Raw genomic sequence first — 18,465 nt, forward strand, 5'->3', positions numbered from 1 at the left:
GAAGGGCCCGGAACGAAGCCATCGTTCCGGGCCCTTCGTGCGAGCTGCGTACCGTGCCTACACGGTCTGGTGCGCGAGCAGCGCCACCGCCGCGATCAGCACCGCCAGCAGCGCGATCAGCGTCATCGGGTTCATGCCTGCGAGGAAGTTGTTCTCCTGTTGCAGCCGCTCACGGTTCGCGCGGCACACGGGGCATCGGCCCTCGTTCACGGGCGCCGCGCAGTTCGCGCACACCAGCCGGTCGTACGTCATGCGCTCACCCTCCTCGCACCGGTTCACGTACACAACGCTCTCCGAAGCGAGAACGTTCCCCCTCCACTGTGCCAGGTTCCGCGGAATTCGGCGCGGCCCCCTTTATGCTGCCCCGACGCCCGACCCGGCAGGCCTCCCGCCGCCGCGGAAAACGCCCGCACAAATGCACACATCAAGCACGCAACCATGACCGGAGCCTGCGCTTGCCTGCCCCGGTCGCGTATGGTCACGCTCATCTACCCCCGGCGACCCGTGGTGCATCCGTGATCCGATTCGACAATGTCTCCAAGGTCTACCCCAAGCAGACCCGCCCCGCACTGAGGGATGTCTCCCTCGAGGTGGAGAAGGGCGAGTTCGTGTTCCTCGTGGGGTCCTCCGGCTCCGGGAAGTCCACCTTCCTGCGGCTGGTTCTCCGCGAGGAGCGGACCACCCACGGGCAGGTGCACGTCCTGGGCAAGGATCTCGCACGCCTCTCCAACTGGAAGGTGCCGCAGATGCGCCGCCAGCTGGGGACGGTCTTCCAGGACTTCCGGCTGCTGCCGAACAAGACGGTGGCGGAGAACGTCGCCTTCGCGCAGGAGGTCATCGGCAAGTCGCCCGGCGAGATCCGCAAGTCCGTGCCGCAGGTGCTCGATCTGGTCGGGCTCGGCGGCAAGGAGGACCGCAGACCGGGCGAGCTGTCCGGTGGTGAGCAGCAGCGCGTGGCCATCGCGCGGGCCTTCGTGAACCGGCCCAAGCTGCTGATCGCGGACGAGCCCACCGGCAACCTCGACCCGCAGACCTCCGTCGGCATCATGAAACTGCTCGACCGGATCAACCGGACGGGCACGACGGTGCTGATGGCGACCCACGACCAGAACATCGTGGACCAGATGCGCAAGCGCGTCATCGAGCTGGAGCAGGGCCGCCTCGTCCGCGACCAGGCGCGTGGCGTCTACGGCTACCAGAACTGATCCACCGCCCACGGAAAGGCCCGAAAAAGACGCCATGCGCGCGCAGTTCGTTCTCTCGGAGATTGGTGTAGGTCTCCGCCGCAACCTGACGATGACCTTCGCGGTCATCGTCTCCGTCGGCCTCTCCCTGGCCCTCTTCGGCGGCTCGCTCCTGATGAGCGACCAGGTCAACCAGATGAAGGGCTACTGGTACGACAAGGTCAACGTCTCGATCTTCCTCTGCAACAAGAGCGACGCGGAGTCCGACCCCAACTGCGCCAAGGGTGCCGTCACCGCGGAGCAGAAGCAGCAGATCAAGACCGACCTGGAGAAGATGTCGGTCGTCGACAACGTGCTGTACGAGTCGCAGGACCAGGCGTACAAGCACTACAAGGAACAGTTCGGCGACTCCCCGCTGGCCAGCAGCCTCACCCCGGACCAGATGCAGGAGTCGTACCGCATCAAGCTGAAGGACCCGGAGAAGTACCAGGTCATCGCGACCGCCTTCAACGGCCGGGCCGGTGTGCAGTCCGTGCAGGACCAGAAGGGCGTCCTGGACAACCTCTTCACGCTGCTCGGCTATCTCAACTGGGCCGCGCGCGGCGTGATGTTCGTGATGCTCATCGTGGCGATGCTGCTGATCATCAACACGGTGCGCGTCTCGGCGTTCAGCCGGCGGCGGGAGACGGGGATCATGCGCCTGGTGGGCGCCTCGGGCTTCTACATCCAGGCGCCGTTCATCATGGAGGCCGCCGTCGCCGGCGTCATCGGCGGCACCATCGCGTGCAGCTTCCTCGTGCTCGGTCAGTACTTCGTGATCGACAACGGGGTCTCCCTGGCAGAGAAGCTCCCGCTGATCAACTTCGTCGGCTGGGACGCCGTGCTCACGAAGCTGCCGCTGATCCTCGCGGCGAGCTTCCTGATGCCCGCCCTCGCCGGGTTTTTCGCGCTGCGCAAGTACCTGAAGGTGTGACACATGCCAAAAGGGCCGTACGGACAACCGTCCGTACGGCCCTTTGCGTTGTCCTAGACTCACCGCCATGTCAGGTCGTGACCCGTTCTGTCAGCCCCGTCGCTTCGGCCGCGGGGCCGCCCTGACATTGGTGTTCGCGAGCGTGCTCGCCGCCGGTGCGGCGACGGGCTCCTTCCCCGACCCCGAGTCCGAGCCGAAGAGCGCCGCGGGCACGGTCCGCCCGGCCGACGCCGCCGGCCACCACGAGGACGTGGCCAGGGCGGCCGCCGAGGCGATGGCCGCGGGCAAGTCCCCCATGGAGGCCGCGGAGCGTGCCGTCAGCCGCAGCGGGGACCGCTGGGGCGCGGTGTACTCGCAGGGGGAGTACCAGGAGTTCGAGGAGGCCCTCGACGGCCAGTACACCGGTGTCGGCCTGTGGGCGCGGCGCGAGCGGGACGGCCGGATCGAGGTGACCAAGGTCGCCGCCGGGTCCCCGGCGTCCTCCGCCGGGATCGCCAAGGGCGACCGGCTGCGCAGCGTCGACGGCGAGAAGGTCGACGGGCGGCCCGTCACCGAGGTCGTCTCCTTACTGCGCGGCGACGCCACGGACGCGGCCGCCGGCACCGAGGTCACCCTCGGTCTGGAGCGCGGCACGCGCACCTGGTCCCGGACCCTGCGCCGGGCCACGCTGTCCACCGACTCCGTGACCGTGCAGAAGGCCGTGGGCGGTGTCACCGTCATCACGGTCGCCGCGTTCACCAAGGGCGTCGGCGACGACGTGCGGGCCGCCGTGCGGCAGGCCCCGGCCGGCGCCGGGGTCATCCTCGACCTGCGCGGCAACTCCGGCGGGCTGGTCACCGAGGCCGTCACCGCCGCCTCCGCCTTCCTCGACGGCGGCCTCGTCGCCACGTACGACGTGGACGGCGCCCAGCGGGCCCTGCACGCCGACCCCGGCGGCGACACCACCAGACCGCTGGTCGCGCTCGTCGACGGCGGCACGATGAGCGCGGCCGAGCTGCTCACCGGGGCGCTCAAGGACCGGGGCCGGGCGGTCGTGGTGGGCTCCAGGACCTTCGGCAAGGGCTCGGTGCAGATGCCGAGCAGGCTGCCGGACGGCTCCGTCGCCGAGCTGACCGTCGGGCACTACCGCACCCCGTCGGGTCGGGGCGTGGACGGCACGGGCATCACACCCGACGTGGAGGCCGACGGCGCGGCGCTGACGCGGGCGCGGACCGTGCTGAGCGGCCTGGGCGACACCACCTGACCTCTCGGGAATCGGCTTTCCCTCCGACCCCTGTGTAGTGCGAAAATGACAAGCACTATGTCCAAGGGAATGTACGTACCGAAAGAGTCCCAGCAGAAGCAGCAGGGGACGGCCGCCAAAGCCAGGGATGGCGAGAAGGGCGGCAAGCGCAAGATCGTCGCGCAGAACAAGAAGGCCCGGCACGACTACGCGATCATCGACACCTACGAGGCGGGCATCGTCCTGAGCGGCACCGAGGTGAAGTCGCTGCGGCAGGGCCGGGCCTCGCTGGTCGACGGCTTCGTGCAGATCGACGGGCACGAGGCGTGGCTGCACAACGCCCACATCCCCGAGTACAGCCAGGGGACCTGGACCAACCACTCGGTGCGCCGCAAGCGCAAGCTGCTGCTGCACCGCGAGGAGATCGACAAGCTGGAGGCGAAGACCCAGGAGACGGGCCACACCATCGTGCCCCTCGCCCTGTACTTCAAGGACGGCCGGGCCAAGGCCGAGATCGCGCTCGCGCGCGGCAAGAAGGAGTACGACAAGCGGCAGACGCTGCGCGAACAGCAGGACCGCCGGGAGAGCGACCGCGCGATCGCGGCCGCGAAGCGCAGGCAGCGGGGCGCGTAGCGGCCGGGAATGCGTCGGCGGGGAATACAGTGGCATCGGTGCGTGTTGGTCACGTACGATGGCACTGCACCTCACAGCGGGTGCACGCCCTCCTCGGAGGGGCCCTCTCCGGAGGGATTTGAAAAAACAACATGGGGATGATCGGTTTCGACAGCGGCTGTTGAACCAGGGGAAGCGTGTCGAGGAAGCGGCAATGATCTCGTTAACCATATGTCGCAACCAATAATCGCCAACTCTAAGAGCGATTCCCAGTCCTTCGCCCTCGCTGCCTAATTAAGCAGTGAGTGAAGGACCCTTAATGGGTGTCAGCCCGGGGATGTTCCCGACCCGGATCCTGGCATAATCTAGGGAACTAAACCGTCCGACCCGGTCACGGGGTCGGACGGGAAATCAAACAGTGACTGGGCCCGTCGGCGACTTGTTCGCGTGATCGCCGGGGCCGAGAAAAGCGCAGCGAACTGCACACGGAGAAGCCCTGATTTTGCACCGTTGGACGCGGGTTCGATTCCCGCCATCTCCACTCATCCCATGTGGACGAAGGCCCTGCCGCTCTCGAGCGGCAGGGCCTTCGTCATGCATCGGGCGCGCATGGCGCGCACAGCTCGAACCACACCGTCTTGCCGATGCCCCCGGCGCGAGGTTCCGCACCCCAGCCGTCCGCCAGTGCGGCCACCAGGGCCAGACCCCGTCCGGACTCGTGCTCCGGTGCGGTCTCCCGAGGTGTCGGCAGCACGCCGTTCGCGTCCGCCACCGAGATGCGCAGGCGGTCGCCGTGCAGGAGACACAGGGCCCGGATCTGGCGGCCCGCAGGCACCCGCGCATGGCGGTACGCGTTCGTCATCAGCTCGCTGAGCAGAAGGACCGCTGTTTCGGTCGTCTCTTCCGACAGTTCCCAGCGGGCGGCTTGTTCCCGGAAGAGATTTCTGGCCCGGCCCACGCTGCGGGCGTGCCGGGAGAAACACCACTCGATTCTCCGGGGGGCGGTGGCGGGGTCGGTGGGGGAGGTCGGCATACGTGCTGGATTCCTTCGGTTCCTCGCGGGTGGTTCTCCGTCGTTCGGTGGGATCAGGCTGGTGGTCGGTGCGTAGCCTCGGGAGTGGCGGAGCGGGTACACGGAGTGGCTGTACACGGGGAGGCGGTGGGCAGGTGGCTTCCGGGGAGTCCCAGCAGGCCCAGCAGAACTGGCGGTACTGCGGCGGCCAGGTGAAGTTGTGGCGCGAGGAGGCGGGGGTCGGCCGCCAGGCGCTGGCCGAGGAGGCGGGCTACGACATCGAGTACGTGAAGTCGATGGAGTGCGGAAGACGCCGGCCGACGCTGCGGCTGTTGCAGATCGCGGACCAACTGTGCGGGGCGCGGGGGAAGTTGGTCGCTGGGCATGAGTACCTCAAGCCCGAGAAATATCTCTCGTACGCCGAGGACTATGTGCGTTACGAGGCCGAGACGATCTCCCTGGGCTCCTACCAGCCCTTGCACATCCCGGGGTTGTTGCAGACCGAGGAGACCGTCCGGGCACTGCTCAATGCGTATCTGCCTCCGCTGGACGACGAGGAGATCGAGGAACGAGTCGCCGGGTGGCTTGAGAGGCAAGCGCTACTGGGAATGCGAACGAGGGCGTTCAGCTTTGTGGTCGGGGAGGCGGCGCTGAGGAACCCTGTCGGGGGCTCGGAGGCGCACAAGCGACAGTTGTTCCGACTGCTGGAGGCGGCCGAGGCGCGTAACGTGACGATCCAGGTACTTCCCTTCGTGGGCGCAGGTCCTGGTGTGGATGGCCCATTCGTCGTGCTGGAGACGGTCGAGCATGAGCTGTTGGTCTTCGAGGAAGGCCAGGCGACGGGAAGGCTGTACTCCGAAGCGGACAAGGTCAGCGCCATCGTCCAGCGGCATGCCATGATCCTTCGGCAAGCCCTCAGCCCTGACGAATCTGCCCGGTTGATCGCAAAGGTGATGGAGGAGCTGTGAGCCCCGAGTCGGCATGGTTCAAGTCCAGCTACAGCAGCAGCGGGGGCGGTGAATGCCTCGAAGTCTCCCCCTCCCCCCAAACCGTCCACGTCCGGGACTCGAAGTTCGGCGCTCGTGGTCCGCGGGTGGACGTTCCGGTGGACGCCTGGATCCCCTTCGTCGCGTACGTCGCCGCCCGGCCCGTCTGAAGTCGTCGGGCATACGAGGCAACCGAGCCCCTGCCTTCTCGCTCTTCACAGACGCCACACATGTGGTTACCGTTCGGTAGATGCCGCTGGCCTTAGGCCAGTTGGCCGCCGCGCGCTCGGTGGAGCTGACCACTCCGCTGCCGCGTACGTCGATCGGCGACCGGGGGAACACCGTCGCTACGGGGAGGGGTACGTCGTCATGCCGCGATTCCTGAAGCAATCGAGCCGCGCCTGCGCCTGACCCGCGCACGGCACTTCCACCTCTTCGAGCGGGTGCCCTGGCCTGCCCTCTTCCGTCACGGAGAACATTTCCTTCACGAAGAACGGATGCTCTTTTGCGCTCCAGACCATGGTTCGCCATGTCCCCGGCACGAAGAACCGGATATCTCAAGCGACTTGTGCCCTCCGTGCTCGCCCTCGCCGTGCTGGCCACGGTCGCCGGGCAGCCGGAACTGACCCACAACCGGGACGACGACTTCAGCCCGGTGGCCGACAGCTACGACGGCTTCGACGCCAAGGCCGCCGAGCAACTCCGCCAGGACCAGTGCCTGATGTCCGATGTGCTGCGCATGGGCGGCCCCGCCATGTACGGCATCGCGCAGGACGGCCTCAACCAGACCCCGGACAAGCTCCGTACGGCGGCCAACCGGGAGTACTGGACCGACACTCCGCTGAGTGTCGCGTTCCAGAAGGACCGCGACGACATCGACAAGATCGACCTCTACGGTCGGCTCAAGGAGTGGCAGAAGTCCCTGGCCCAGCTCTCCACGCCCGGGAACTTCAATTCCGTCGCGGACTTCTACGATCCTCCGGGCACGGCCGGCCGTGGCAAGGACTTCTTCGAGCAGGTGGGCATCACTCCGTGGCTGGGCGCGCGGTGGTGGAAGAGCGAGGACGACTACTACAAGGACCCTTCTCCGGAGGCTGACGAGGCCACGGCCAAGGCGGTCACCGACCTCGGCACTCCGCTCTACGGCAAGGACGCGGACCCGAACCTTCCCAGGGACGAGTGGAACCGGGCGCTGGAGGAGAGGGACGCGTGGCGGAACCTCACGTTCATGCACCCGCTCTGGGAGGACGACGCCCGACTCTTCCTCGCCTCCGGCGGCTTCCCGCGGATCGCGCCCGAGCCGGGCAGCGTCGAGTACCGCATCGCGGTCGAGGATCTGAAGACCCGGTTCGCCTCGTGCGCGTGGCACAACCCTTCCGACCCGAGCAAGGTCCTCGGCAAGGAGGTCGCGGCCGCGTCCGCCGAGTGGCAGCAGGAGATCGCCGCCCAGGCCGGTCCGCGCAACCAGATCCTCAACGCCAACCGTGACTCCACCAAGGCCCTGGCCAGCGGTGCCTCGGCGCTGGGCGAGATGCTGGGCCAGTCCTGGATCGCCGACCATCTCACCCGCTGGCAGGACTACTGGTCCCCCGGCGGCGTCGGCTGGATCGGCGACAGCCCGATGATCATCCACGCGCACGGCGCCACCGACAAGTGCCTCGAAGTCGGCGGTGGCAAGAAGGACAACGGCACGCCGGTGCAGATCTACACCTGCAACGGCTCGGCCGGCCAGAAGTGGCAGATCAGCGGTGACGCGCTGGTCAACGTCAACTCCGGCAAGTGCCTGGACGTGAAGGGCTCCGGCACCGCGAACGGCACGGTGTTGCAGATCTACACCTGCAACAGCAGCGCCTCCCAGAAGTGGGCGTACAACTCCCACGCGACCACGCGGCTGTACAACCCGGGCACCGCCAACTGCGTCGACCTCGCGACGTACGACAACGGCCGTGACGGGCGGATGTGGGACTGCAAGGGAACCGACCCGCAGAAGTTCGACATCGCCCCCTCGGGCCACAACGGCACCGACAAGCTCGACTATCCGACCAAGGCGCAGTTCGACAAGGCGAAGAAGGGCGTCGCCGACGCGCAGGCCGAGTCGAAGAAGCAGCTCGACCTGATCAAGGCGCAGGTCGCTGTCGCGAAGAAGTCCGCGACCGACACGGACACCGCCACGAAGGCCGCCTACGCGATCGCCGACCAGGCCGGTGCCCCGCGGGGGCGCGGTCTGCTGGTCGGGCAGCAGAAGGCGCAGGTGACCAAGGCGTCGGCGGCCGCGCTGGACGCGCTGTCGAAGGCCGGTGACACCGCGTACGCGGCGACCCGTGCCGCCGCCGGGGACAGCGAGACGATCGCCGCCCGTGCGCTGACGCAGGCCGCGCAGTCGAAGGCCGCGTTCCGTACGGCCGCCGCGCAGGAGGCCAACGCCCAGGCGAAGGCCGCCGCCGACGCGGCCGCCGTGCAGGCGAAGACGGCCAAGGACGCGCGGGACACCGCGCGGGCCAAGCTCGCCGAGACGCTGAAGGCCGAGGCGGACGCGAAGGCGGCCGCCGCCACCGCGCACGCCAAGCGGCTCGCGGCGGAGGCCGAGGAGGCGACGGCCAAGGCGGAGAAGGAGACCGCGGCGGCCAAGCAGACGGAGGCCGCCCAGCACAAGAGCAACGCCGAGGGGTACGCGAAGACCGCCGCCGACGCCAAGGGGCGGGCGGAAAGCGCCGAGGGCACTGCCCGCAGCAAGCGGCAGGACGCCGAGGCCGCGCGGGACCGGGCGAAGGGCAAGCGGGACGACGCCTGGGACGCGGAGAGCAAGGCGAACGCGGCCCGTGCCAAGGCCGACGCCAAGGACGCCTACGCCGACGCACACGACTCCTCCGACGACGCCGGCGAGTCGCGGGCTGCGGCGAACGACGCCGACAAGGCCGCAGACGACGCGGAGACGGCGGCGGGTTCGGCCCGCTCCGAGGCGGACGCGGCGACCAAGGCGGCCGCCGACGCGGACGCCGCGGCCACCCGTGCGGAGGCGGCGGCCAAGCGCGCCCGCTCCGACTCGGACGCGGCGCAGGCCGCCAAGGCGAAGGCGGACGCCGCCGTACGCACGGCGACCAGCGCGGCCGCGGACGCCATCGTGGCATCCGAGGCGGCGGCGAGCGCGGCCCGTACGGCCGTGAAGCTGGCCGACGACGCCGAGAAGAGCGCCGCCGACGCCAAGAAGCAGGCCGACGCCTCGAAGGCGGAAGCCGCCAAGGCGGTCGCGGGTGCGGCGGACGCCGCGGGTCACGCCTACACCACCGCGCAGGCCGCGGAGGACGCGGGCGCTTCCGCCCAGCAGGTCGCCGCGCCGGCGAACGACGCGATCCAGCTCGGTTCCCCGTACGTCACCACCGACTCGGCCGCCGGACTCGTCGTGCTGACGGGCCAGTCGTCGAAGACGATCGCCGAGCAGCAGCAGGCGGTCGCGGAGGCGCACGCGGCCAACGCGCAGAAGAACGCCGAGCAGGCGCAGACCCTCGCGAACGCGGCGACCGGCGACGCGAAGGCGGCGTACACGATCGCCGCCGAGGCTGCCGGCCACGCGGCGGACGCCCGCAAGTCGGCGAAGGAGGCGCTGGGCTACGCCTCCGAGGCGGCGAAGGCCGCGGCGGACGCCCAGCTCTCGCTGGCCCGTGCCATCGACTACGACCAGCAGGCCGGAGAGGACGCGGCCGCCGCCGACAAGGCGGCCGGACGCGCCGAGGGCTACGCCAAGGACGCCCGTTCCTCCGCCGACCAGGCGGCCCAGGACGCCTCGGCCGCCCGTGCGGCAGCCGCGGAGGCCGAACAGTCCGCGAAGGACGCCCGCGCGGCGGCCGACCGAGCGGACGCCGAGGCCACCGCGGCCGAGGAGGCGGCGAAGGACGCCCAGAAGTACGCGGAGTCGGCCCAGCAGGCGGCCGAGGAAGCCGGGCGCAACGACGCCAACAAGCAGGTGCAGACCGGCGCCGGAACCGGCGTCGGAGGCGTGTTCTCCGTCATCGACGACATCAAGCAGAACGGGGAGCCGGAGCGGCTGCCCAACGAGTGCCACGGGCTGGACTGCAACACCTTGGTGTTCAAGGTGAACTTCGACGCGGTGGTCAGCTACTACCTGTGCACCGATCCCGATGTCCCGGCCACGGAGGCCGGCTGCCCCGCCGAGGACACGCTCTTCCTCAAGACGCTGACGGTCAAGGGCCTGACCAAGACGGTCAAGGTCTCCGCGTGGGACGTGACCAAGGACGTCTGGAAGGGCATCTACGACTCGATCATCGGCGACTTCACCGGCTGCTACCACAAGCTCAACGGTGACGGCAGCGGCAGCTACGGCGATTGCGCCTGGGCCGCCACCTGGCTGCCGCTCGGCGGCCCGGTCGGGAAGATCGCCGACGCGATCCGTGCCGTGGACGCCGCCATGCGCACCGGGGTCGGAGTCGCCGACGCCCTCAAGGCGCTGCGGGTGCTGGACGTCGACGCCCGGACGCTCGCCGAGATCGAGCGGAGCGCCAAGGTGTACGAGGAGGCTCGCACCGCCTGCCGGATCAACAGCTTCCCCGGTGGCACCGAAGTGGTGCTGGCCGACGGCAGCCGCAAGGCGATCCGTGACGTGCGGTTCGGGGACCTGCTCCTGGCGGGCGATGCCGGTACCGGGCGTACCCGTGGCGAGTCCGTCACCCGCACGTTCGAGCACACCACCGGTGATCTCCTGGACGTCACCTTCGCGGACGGCGGAAGCCTGACGAGCACCCCGGGACACCCGGTCTACGTCACCGGCCGTGGCTGGACCCTGGTGTCCGACCTGCGGGCCGGAGACAGCCTGCGCGCCCCGGACGGAAACCTGCGCACCGTGGCAGCGGTCCCCGATCGAGCCGACTCGACACCCCGGACGGTGTACGACCTGACCGTGTCGGGACTGCACACCTTCTATGTCGTGGCGGGCGGTGCTCCGGTCCTGGTCCACAACTGCAATGACCTCGTGGGTGACGCGGCGGCGTTCCCGGGCCTGGCGCATGCCCTCGACGAACACACGGCCGGCGCCGGGGTCGGATTCGTCACCAGCCGTGCGCGGGCGACGGAGATCGCCATCGAGAAGGGCGGACCCAATGGGGTGTTCACCGACCTCGACACCGCACAGAAGGTCGTGGACCACGCGCTGGCCGGCAAGGCGGGAGAGATCCAGAAGTGGCTGCGGGGCACGCAGCGGGAGAAGGTACTGACGGGTACCTTCGGGACGGACTCCCTCGGCTACGTGGCCAAGACCGACCGCAGCTTCAGCGACGCGGGGAACGCGTACAGGATTGTTCTCAAGCGGGCGAAGGGTCACAAGTCGGGCTTCTATGTGTTCACCGCGTTCCCGATCTAGGAGGTGGAGGAGCGATGCAGCGGGCCGATGAGTGCGACTTCGGCGTGACCTGGCTGATGACCACGTTCCACGAGGACTGGCACCACCACGGGCCGACTGCCGCCGACGCGGTCCGGTACCAGCTCTGGGAGGAACTGGACCAGGCGAGCGTTCTCGCGCTCCGGCAGGACGCACGGCGGCTGCACGGCCTTGGCTCGGAGACGATCGAGGTTCTGTGGCAGGCCGGGACGGGCGCGGGGGCGGACTTCTTCTCCGGAAGCCGTACCGGCGTCACTTCGGGCACGCAGTGGATGGAAGAGCTGGTCGCCCTGTGTGACGCATGGCTGTCCACGAGGCAGCGGGCCTGCGCGGTCACAGAACACGCCGATGCTCTGGACGGCGTGGACGTGGCGGACGAAGTCCTGGCCGAGATCGGTCGGACCCGGTTCGTGACGGACGACGTCAGACGGGCTCTGGCGGAGTGCGCTCGCCGCTGTACTCCTGATCTCGCGTTCCGGCTGCTGCTCAGGGCGATGACCGAAGTCGGTGTGCGTTCCGGCGCAACGTTGACTGCCGAGCAGTACGCGAGGCTGGAGGGCATCGGGTCGGCCCTCCACTACGGCGAGTACGTGGTCGACGCCGTCAAGTTCCTGGTCGAACAGGACTAGACGGCAGATCCGAGCCCGCACGCACGGCGTTCCTTCCCGGGGTCACTCCCGGGGCGGAACGCCGTTTCGCGTGTGACGGCCGGAGGGTCAGCGCAAGCCGAACGTGGACACCCGCACCCCCTGCGACAGCACCAGGTACACGTCGGTACGTCCCTTCGCCGCGCCCGCGAGGTCCGTCGAAACCGTCGTGTAGTCGTACGGCGACGACGTGCCGGCGAAGTGGGCCGTGCCGGCCAGGCGGCCCGTCGGGGAGCCCAGGCGGACCTCCACCGTGCCCGGGGAACCGGCGAGGCGGGCGCTGAACTGTGAGGCGCCCGAGCCCAGTTGCGTGTCCGCGAACTTCAGCCAGGCGCCGTCCGCCGTCGCCGACACCGCCGTACCGGTCGCCTTCGACTCGTCGACCAGGCTGATCGCGCCGTAGTCGTCGAAGTTCTCCGCCCTGGTGGGCGAGGAGAGGTTCCGGGGCGGGATCGTCTCGCCCTTCACCCGCCAGACGGCCCGGGCGCGGATGTCCGTCGAGGAGGATCCGGCCATGACGTCGTAAGTGCCGGTCTCCGTCACCCACTTGGAGCGGGTGACGTCCCAGTGGGCCAGGTCGGAAGCCCGCAGCTTCAGCTTCACCGTCTTCGTCTCGCCCGGCTTCAGCGTCACCCGGTCGAAGGACTTCAGCTGCTTGATCGGCTGGGTGTCGCGGGACGTGCGCTGGTGGACGTAGAGCTGGACCACCTCGGCGCCCGTCCGGCCGCCGGTGTTGGTGACGTTCACCTCGTAGCCGCCGGGCACCTGCTTCAGGGCGCCGTAGCGGAACGTGGTGTAGGAGAGGCCGTAGCCGAACGGGTAGAGCGCCCGGCCCTTGAAGTACTGGTAGGTGCGGCCGGACTTGATGATGTCGTAGTCGAGGATCGACGGGAGGTCGGCCGCCGACTCGTACCAGGTCTGGGTGAGCCGGCCGGCCGGGTTCGCGTCGCCGTACAGGAGGTCGGCCAGGGCGTTGCCGGTCTCCTGGCCCGCGTGGGAGGTCCACAGCAGGGCCGGGACCTGCTTCTGCAACGCCCCCAGCGTGGTCGGGTAGCTGTTCTCCACCACGACCACCGTCTTCGGGTTGGCCGCGCGCACCGCCTTGACCAGGGCCTCCTGGGCGGGGGCCAGGCCCAGGTCGGTGCGGTCGTGGGCCTCGCGCCCGTTGATCGCGGGCATGGAGCCGACCACCACGACGGCCGTGTCCTTGCCCCGGACGGCGGCGACCGCGTCGTCGATCCCGCTGCGCACGATGTCCTTCGTGTAGTGCGCGGCCGCGTCCTTCGTCACCAGGCCGAGGGTGCCGGCCGCGTCCGTCGGGCCGAGGTAGACCGGGTTCGACCACCAGGACTCGCCGGTCTCGTAACCCGCGTAGCGCAGCAGGTACGTGCCGTCGTCCTGCTGCTCCAGCTTGAACTGCTGCTGTACGAACCAGCCGCCCGGCTGTACCTGGTCGTTGACGAAGTCCGACCAGTTGTAGCCGACGTACTTGCCGTTGGCGGCCGAGCGCAGGGTGACGACGCCCGAGCCCCAGTCGAACACGTCGAACCGGGCGGAGGTGCCGGAGTCCGCGGCCTCCTTCAGGGGCGCGCCGGTCTCCTCCGTGCCCGCCGTGACGTACTTCCCGGTCGCCGTGTTCCTCAGCGCGATCCGGTCCACGCCCTCGCTGCTCGCGACCGGTGTGCCGAGCTTCGCCGCGATGCCCTGCTTCGGGGTGACCGTGTACGGCGGGGTGCCGGAGTACCAGTCGGTGTAGACGGTGTCGGCGAGCGGGCCGACCACGGCGGCGCCCGCGGACTTGCGCAGCGGCAGCGTGCCGTCGTTCTTCAGCAGCACCGCGGACTCGGTGGCGGCCTCGCGGGCCAGCTCGCGGTGGGCCGGGCTGTCGATGGCGGAGGCGTCGATGGCGCCGTACCGGCCGCCGCCGGGGTCGAACTCGCCGAGCCGGACCCGGATGTCCAGGACGTGCCCGGCGGCGGTGTCGACGTCCGACTCCTTCAACAGGCCTGTGGACAGCGCCGACTTGATCGCGTTCGTGGTCGGCGCGGAGTCGGTGTCGTTGTCGGTGAAGCTGTCGATGCCCGCGGTCAGCGCCGCCGCGTCCGCCTCGGCCTGGGTGGCGAAGTACTGCTGGCTGCCGGTGAGGTTGCCGGGCGCGAACGCGTCGGTCACGTTCAGCAGGTCCCGCGAGGTCCAGGTGCGCACGGTGTCGTCCAGGGCCGGACTCGCCGTGTTCGGACGGCCGTTGACGAGGTTGTACGAGGACATCACGCCGGTGGCCGCGTCCGCCGCGATCGCGGGCTTGAACGCCTGCTCGTCGTACTCCTTCAGCACCCGCGGACGCAGCTCGGAGGAGGTGGTGTCGCGCTGGACCTCGTTGTTGTTGGCGAGGAAGTGCTTGATCGTGGGCGCCGTCTTGAGGTGGTCCGGATCGCCGCCGGTCAGCCCGGTGCCGTACGCCGTGGAGATCGAGCCGGTGAGGTACGGGTCCTCGCTGTAGCCCTCCTCGTTGCGGCCCCAGCGCGGGTCGCGCAGCAGGTTGACCACGGGCGCCCACAGGTTCAGGCCCCAGCCCGCCGGGCGCTGCTGCTGGAAGCCGCGCGCCTCGTCGCCGACCGCCGAGCCGACCCGCTCCATCAGCGCGGGGTCCCAGGTCGAGGCCAGTCCGATCGCCTGCGGGAAGACGGTGGCCTTGCCCAGCCAGGCGACGCCGTGCAGCGCCTCGGTGCCGGTGCGGAAGGGCTGGATGCCCAGGCGGGGGATCGCGGGCTCGTACTGGTGCAGCAGGGAGATCTTCTCGTCGAGCGTCAGCCGGGACAGCAGGTCGGCGACCCGGGCGTCCACCGAGCGGCCGGGGTCGCGGAACGGGTACGCCGGGTCGTCGGCCGCGTGGCCGGGGACGGTGGCGCCGAGGCCCGCGGTCAGGGCCAGGGCGACCACGAACGTGGTTCTGCGTCTTCTCTTCGTGCGCTTCGTGCGCTTCATGCCTTGCGTGCTTTTTGTGCCTTTCGTGCCTTTCATGTCGCGGCTCCTTCGAAGGTTCGATCAGGGCCTTGCACGAGGGGGTGGCAACGGGGGGGATCAGGGGGTGTCGCGCGGTGCCGTGCTCGCCCGGCGGGTCAGCCGGGGCGGCAGCAGGGTGGCCTCGGGCACGGCGTCCCCGGCCAGCTTGCGCATCAGCAGTTCCACCGCCCGCTCGCCCACCTCCGCCGACGGCAGGGCGATGGAGGTGACGGGCACCCGCAGGGACTCAGCGAGCTCGTCGGGGCAGATCGCGGTGACGGACAGGTCGCCCGGGACCCGCAGCCCGAGCTGCTCGAAGGCGTCGACCAGCGGTTCGAGGACCGCCTCGTTGTGGACGACGACCCCCGTCAGCGCGGGCTGTTCGCGCAGCAGCTGTTCCGCGACCCGGCGGGCCGCGGCGGGCGCCGCCTCGCACGGGTGGACGGCCGAGGCGAGCCCGTTGCGGTCGGCGGCCGCGGTGAACCCCTGGACCACGCGCTGCGCGAACGCCGTCTGCCGCACGTACACCTCCGGCGGCGACCCGACCAGCGCCACCACCCGGTGCCCGAGCTGCGCCAGATGTTCCACGCACAGCTCACCGGCCGCCTTGAAGTCGAGGTCTATGCAGGTCAGCCCGTCGGCCTGGGCCGGGAAGCCGATCATGACCGAGGGGCGGTCCAGGGAGCGCAGCAGTGGCAGCCGGGGGTCGTCGAGCTGGACGTCCATCAGGATCAGCGCGTCCACCAGCGCCGTGTCCGCGACCCTGCGCAGCCCCTCCTCGCCCTCCTCCTGGGTCAGCAGCAGGACGTCGTGGTCGTGCCGGCGGGCGGTGGTCACCACCGACACGGCGAACTGCATGACCACCGGCACATGGATGCCGGTGCGCAGCGGGACCACCAGCGCCAGGACGTTCGAGCGGCTGCTGGCCAGCGCGCGGGCGCCGGCGTGCGGGCGGTAGCCGAGCTCGCGGATGGACGCCTCCACCCGCTGCCGGGTCTCCTCGGAGATCGGCCGCTTGCCGCTGAGCGCGTACGACACGGTGCTGGGGGAGACCCCGGCGTGCCGGGCCACATCAGTGATCTTCACCATCGGCCCAGCTCCAGCGTCGGTCCGGCCGTCATCGGTCCGGACACCGTCGGTCCGGCCGCCATCAGTCCAGATGTCATCAGTCCAGCTCCACCGTCAGGAACCCGGTCCCGGCCGGTGCCCGTACCTCGCGCTCGCCGGCCGCCAGGCCCCATGGCGCCGAGGGGTCCTCGCACGACGCCCGCAGGGTGTCGCCCTCCCGCACGACCGTGAAGGTCACGTCCCCGGCCCGTACCGTCACCCGGGCGCCGCGCCGCAGCCCGTACGCCCGCAGGGTGACCCCGTCGGCGAAGTCGTAGTCGGGCCGGTCGGCCACCGCGCCCACCGGGATCACCGCCCCGGGCCGCACCAGCAGCGGGACGCTGTCGAAGCCGTGCCGCTCGCGCACCCAGCGCGGCCCGGTCACCGTCCGCCCGGTGCGGAAGTCGGTCCAGTCGCCCTCGGGGACGTAGTAGGTGACGTCGCCCTCGTCGCTGAAGACGGGCGCGACCAGCAGGTCGGGGCCGAGCATGTACTGCCGCTCCAGGTGCGCGCACCCGGGGTCGTCCGGGAACTCCAGCGCCATCGCCCGCATCACCGGCGTGCCCTCGGTGTGCGCGGTGCGGGCGGCGTCGTACAGGTAGGGCATGAGGGCGAGCTTGAGCCGGGTGAAGTGGCGCAGCACGTCCACCGACTCCTCGTCGAACAGCCACGGCACCCGGTAGGAGGAGCTGCCGTGCAGCCGGCTGTGCGAGGACAGCAGGCCGAAGGCGATCCACCGTTTGAACAGCGCGGGGGACGGCGTGCCCTCGAAGCCGCCGATGTCGTGGCTCCAGTACCCGAACCCGGACAGTCCGAGCGAAAGACCGCCGCGCAGCGACTCGGCCATCGACTCGTACGACGCCTCGCAGTCGCCGCCCCAGTGCACCGGGAACTGCTGGCTGCCCGCCGTGGCCGAGCGGGCGAAGACGACCGCCTCGCCCTCGCCGCGGTGCTCGCGCAGCACGTCGAACACGGTCCGGTTGTAGAGGTACGGGTAGTAGTTGTGCATCCGCTCCGGGTCGGAGCCGTCGGACCAGGCCACGTCGACCGGGACGCGCTCGCCGAAGTCGGTCTTGAAGCAGTCGACGCCCTGGTCGAGCAGTGCCTTCAGCTTCTGCGCGTACCAATCGCGGGCCGCCGGGCTGGTGAAGTCGACCAGCGCCATTCCCGGCTGCCACAGGTCCCACTGCCACACGCTGCCGTCGGGCCGGCGCAGCAGGTGCCCGAGCGCCCTGCCCTCGGCGAACAGCGGTGAGCGCTGGGCGATGTACGGGTTGATCCAGGCGCTGATGCGCAGCCCGCGTTCCTTCAGCCGGGCCAGCATGCCCTCCGGGTCGGGGAACACCCGCGGATCCCACTGGAAGTCGCACCAGTTGAACTCGCGCATCCAGAAGCAGTCGAAGTGGAAGACGGACAGCGGCAGTTCGCGGTCCCGCATGCCGTCGATGAACTTGGTCACCGTCTCCTCGTCGTAGGAGGTGGTGAACGACGTTGACAGCCACAGCCCGAACGACCAGGCCGGCGGCAGGGCCGGCCGGCCGGTCAGGGCCGTGTACTTGCGCAGGATCTCCTTCGGGGTCGGCCCGTAGATGACGTAGTACGTCAACTGCTGGGCCTCCACGCTGAACTGGACCCGTGACACCGCCTCCGAGCCGACCTCGAAGGACACCTTGCCCGGATGGTCGACGAAGACGCCGTAGCCCGCGTTCGTCAGGTAGAACGGGACGTTCTTGTAGGCCTGTTCGGTGGCGGTGCCGCCGTCGGCGTTCCAGATGTCGACGACCTGGCCGTTCTTGACCAGCGGGCCGAACCGTTCGCCGAGGCCGTAGACGCTGGTGCCCACCCCGAGTCCGAGCTGTTCGCGCAGGTAGTGGGCACCCGTCGCGTCCCGCATGATGCCCATGCCCTTGGGACCGCTGCCGGTGAGCGCCCGGCCGTGGGCGAGGAAGTCGACGCGCCAGGGGCCGGTGCGGGCCACCCGCAGGGTGAGCGCGCCGGAGGTCAGGGCCGCGTGCTCGTCGTCGTGGGTGATCTGGGGGCTGAACTCCTCCCGGCTCACCTCGAACTCGGGGCCGCGCGGCTGCTCGCCCTCGAAGTGGGTGAGGGTGACGCCGATGACGTCGGGCAGCGGCGCGTGCGCGCTGATCGTCACGACCGGTCCCTTCAGCAGGTCGCCGCGGTGGCGGATGGGCTGGGTGGGCGCGTGGATCTCCAGGGTGCCGCCCCCGGAGGGGGTGCCCGCGGTGGCGGTGACATCGAGGACCTCGACCGGATGGGCCGCGGTGACGCCCTCGCGCAACAGCCAGTAACCATCGGTGAACTTCACGTGG

General features: G+C 69.9%; 13 protein-coding genes and 1 other RNA gene. 9 read left to right on the top strand and 5 right to left on the bottom strand.

The features are described 5' to 3' along the window. Positions 1 to 57 precede the first annotated feature (57 nt). Entirely contained in the window at positions 58 to 252 is a 195-nt protein-coding gene (locus tag ACWC24_RS29275) for a hypothetical protein (RefSeq protein ID WP_392610630.1), read from the bottom strand. A 263-nt stretch (positions 253 to 515) separates the two neighbouring features. On the opposite strand from ACWC24_RS29275, the gene ftsE reads away from it, so the two are divergent. The 5 genes from ftsE (at position 516) to ssrA (ending at position 4,535) form a co-directional block, all read left to right on the top strand. Beyond that, the gene (gene ftsE, locus ACWC24_RS29280) at positions 516 to 1,205 is read left to right on the top strand and encodes a cell division ATP-binding protein FtsE (protein WP_450665892.1); all 690 of its coding nucleotides are present in this window, start codon (positions 516 to 518) and stop codon (positions 1,203 to 1,205) included. 34 nt (positions 1,206 to 1,239) lie between these two features. Further along, on the top strand, positions 1,240 to 2,157 hold the full coding sequence (gene ftsX / locus ACWC24_RS29285) for a permease-like cell division protein FtsX (protein WP_450665893.1): 918 nt from the start codon (positions 1,240 to 1,242) through the stop codon (positions 2,155 to 2,157). Between the two features lie 67 nt (positions 2,158 to 2,224). Then, positions 2,225 to 3,400: a S41 family peptidase gene (locus ACWC24_RS29290; protein WP_450665894.1), complete on the top strand. Its 1,176-nt coding sequence runs from the start codon at positions 2,225 to 2,227 to the stop codon at positions 3,398 to 3,400. Positions 3,401 to 3,469: 69 nt separating this feature from the next. Further along, on the top strand, positions 3,470 to 4,012 hold the full coding sequence (gene smpB, locus ACWC24_RS29295; RefSeq protein ID WP_450665895.1) for an SsrA-binding protein SmpB: 543 nt from the start codon (positions 3,470 to 3,472) through the stop codon (positions 4,010 to 4,012). A 133-nt stretch (positions 4,013 to 4,145) separates the two neighbouring features. Then, positions 4,146 to 4,535: a transfer-messenger RNA gene (ssrA, locus tag ACWC24_RS29300) on the top strand. 48 nt (positions 4,536 to 4,583) lie between these two features. Here ssrA and ACWC24_RS29305 read toward each other — a convergent pair. Further along, on the bottom strand, positions 4,584 to 5,024 hold the full coding sequence (locus ACWC24_RS29305; protein WP_450665896.1) for an ATP-binding protein: 441 nt from the start codon (positions 5,022 to 5,024) through the stop codon (positions 4,584 to 4,586). 134 nt (positions 5,025 to 5,158) lie between these two features. On the opposite strand from ACWC24_RS29305, the gene ACWC24_RS29310 reads away from it, so the two are divergent. The 4 genes from ACWC24_RS29310 to ACWC24_RS29325 all read left to right on the top strand — a co-directional run bounded on the left by ACWC24_RS29310 (position 5,159) and on the right by ACWC24_RS29325 (position 12,007). Next, positions 5,159 to 5,971, top strand: coding sequence for a helix-turn-helix domain-containing protein (locus tag ACWC24_RS29310; RefSeq protein ID WP_450665897.1), 813 nt, complete (start codon positions 5,159 to 5,161; stop codon positions 5,969 to 5,971). Beyond that, on the top strand, positions 5,968 to 6,159 hold the full coding sequence (locus ACWC24_RS29315) for a DUF397 domain-containing protein (RefSeq protein WP_450665898.1): 192 nt from the start codon (positions 5,968 to 5,970) through the stop codon (positions 6,157 to 6,159). Before ACWC24_RS29310 ends, ACWC24_RS29315 begins: the two co-directional genes overlap by 4 nt. 359 nt (positions 6,160 to 6,518) lie before the next feature. Further along, complete coding sequence (locus ACWC24_RS29320) at positions 6,519 to 11,360, top strand: ricin-type beta-trefoil lectin domain protein (RefSeq protein WP_450665899.1); 4,842 nt, start codon at positions 6,519 to 6,521, stop codon at positions 11,358 to 11,360. A 14-nt stretch (positions 11,361 to 11,374) separates the two neighbouring features. Beyond that, positions 11,375 to 12,007 (top strand): hypothetical protein, encoded by a 633-nt coding sequence (locus ACWC24_RS29325; protein ID WP_450665900.1) that lies wholly within the window; start codon positions 11,375 to 11,377, stop codon positions 12,005 to 12,007. 87 nt (positions 12,008 to 12,094) lie between these two features. Here ACWC24_RS29325 and ACWC24_RS29330 read toward each other — a convergent pair whose 3' ends face one another. The 3 genes from ACWC24_RS29330 to yicI form a co-directional block, all read right to left on the bottom strand. After that, positions 12,095 to 15,010, bottom strand: coding sequence for a glycoside hydrolase family 3 C-terminal domain-containing protein (locus tag ACWC24_RS29330; RefSeq protein WP_450665901.1), 2,916 nt, complete (start codon positions 15,008 to 15,010; stop codon positions 12,095 to 12,097). A 96-nt stretch (positions 15,011 to 15,106) separates the two neighbouring features. Beyond that, positions 15,107 to 16,117, bottom strand: a complete 1,011-nt coding sequence (locus tag ACWC24_RS29335) for a LacI family DNA-binding transcriptional regulator (RefSeq protein WP_450665902.1) — start codon at positions 16,115 to 16,117, stop codon at positions 15,107 to 15,109. A gap of 76 nt (positions 16,118 to 16,193) precedes the next feature. Further along, a complete protein-coding gene (gene yicI, locus ACWC24_RS29340) occupies positions 16,194 to 18,461 on the bottom strand; it encodes an alpha-xylosidase (protein WP_450665903.1) in 2,268 nt (755 codons plus the stop codon). Positions 18,462 to 18,465 lie beyond the last annotated feature (4 nt).

This window comes from Streptomyces sp. NPDC001443, from assembly GCF_053597355.1.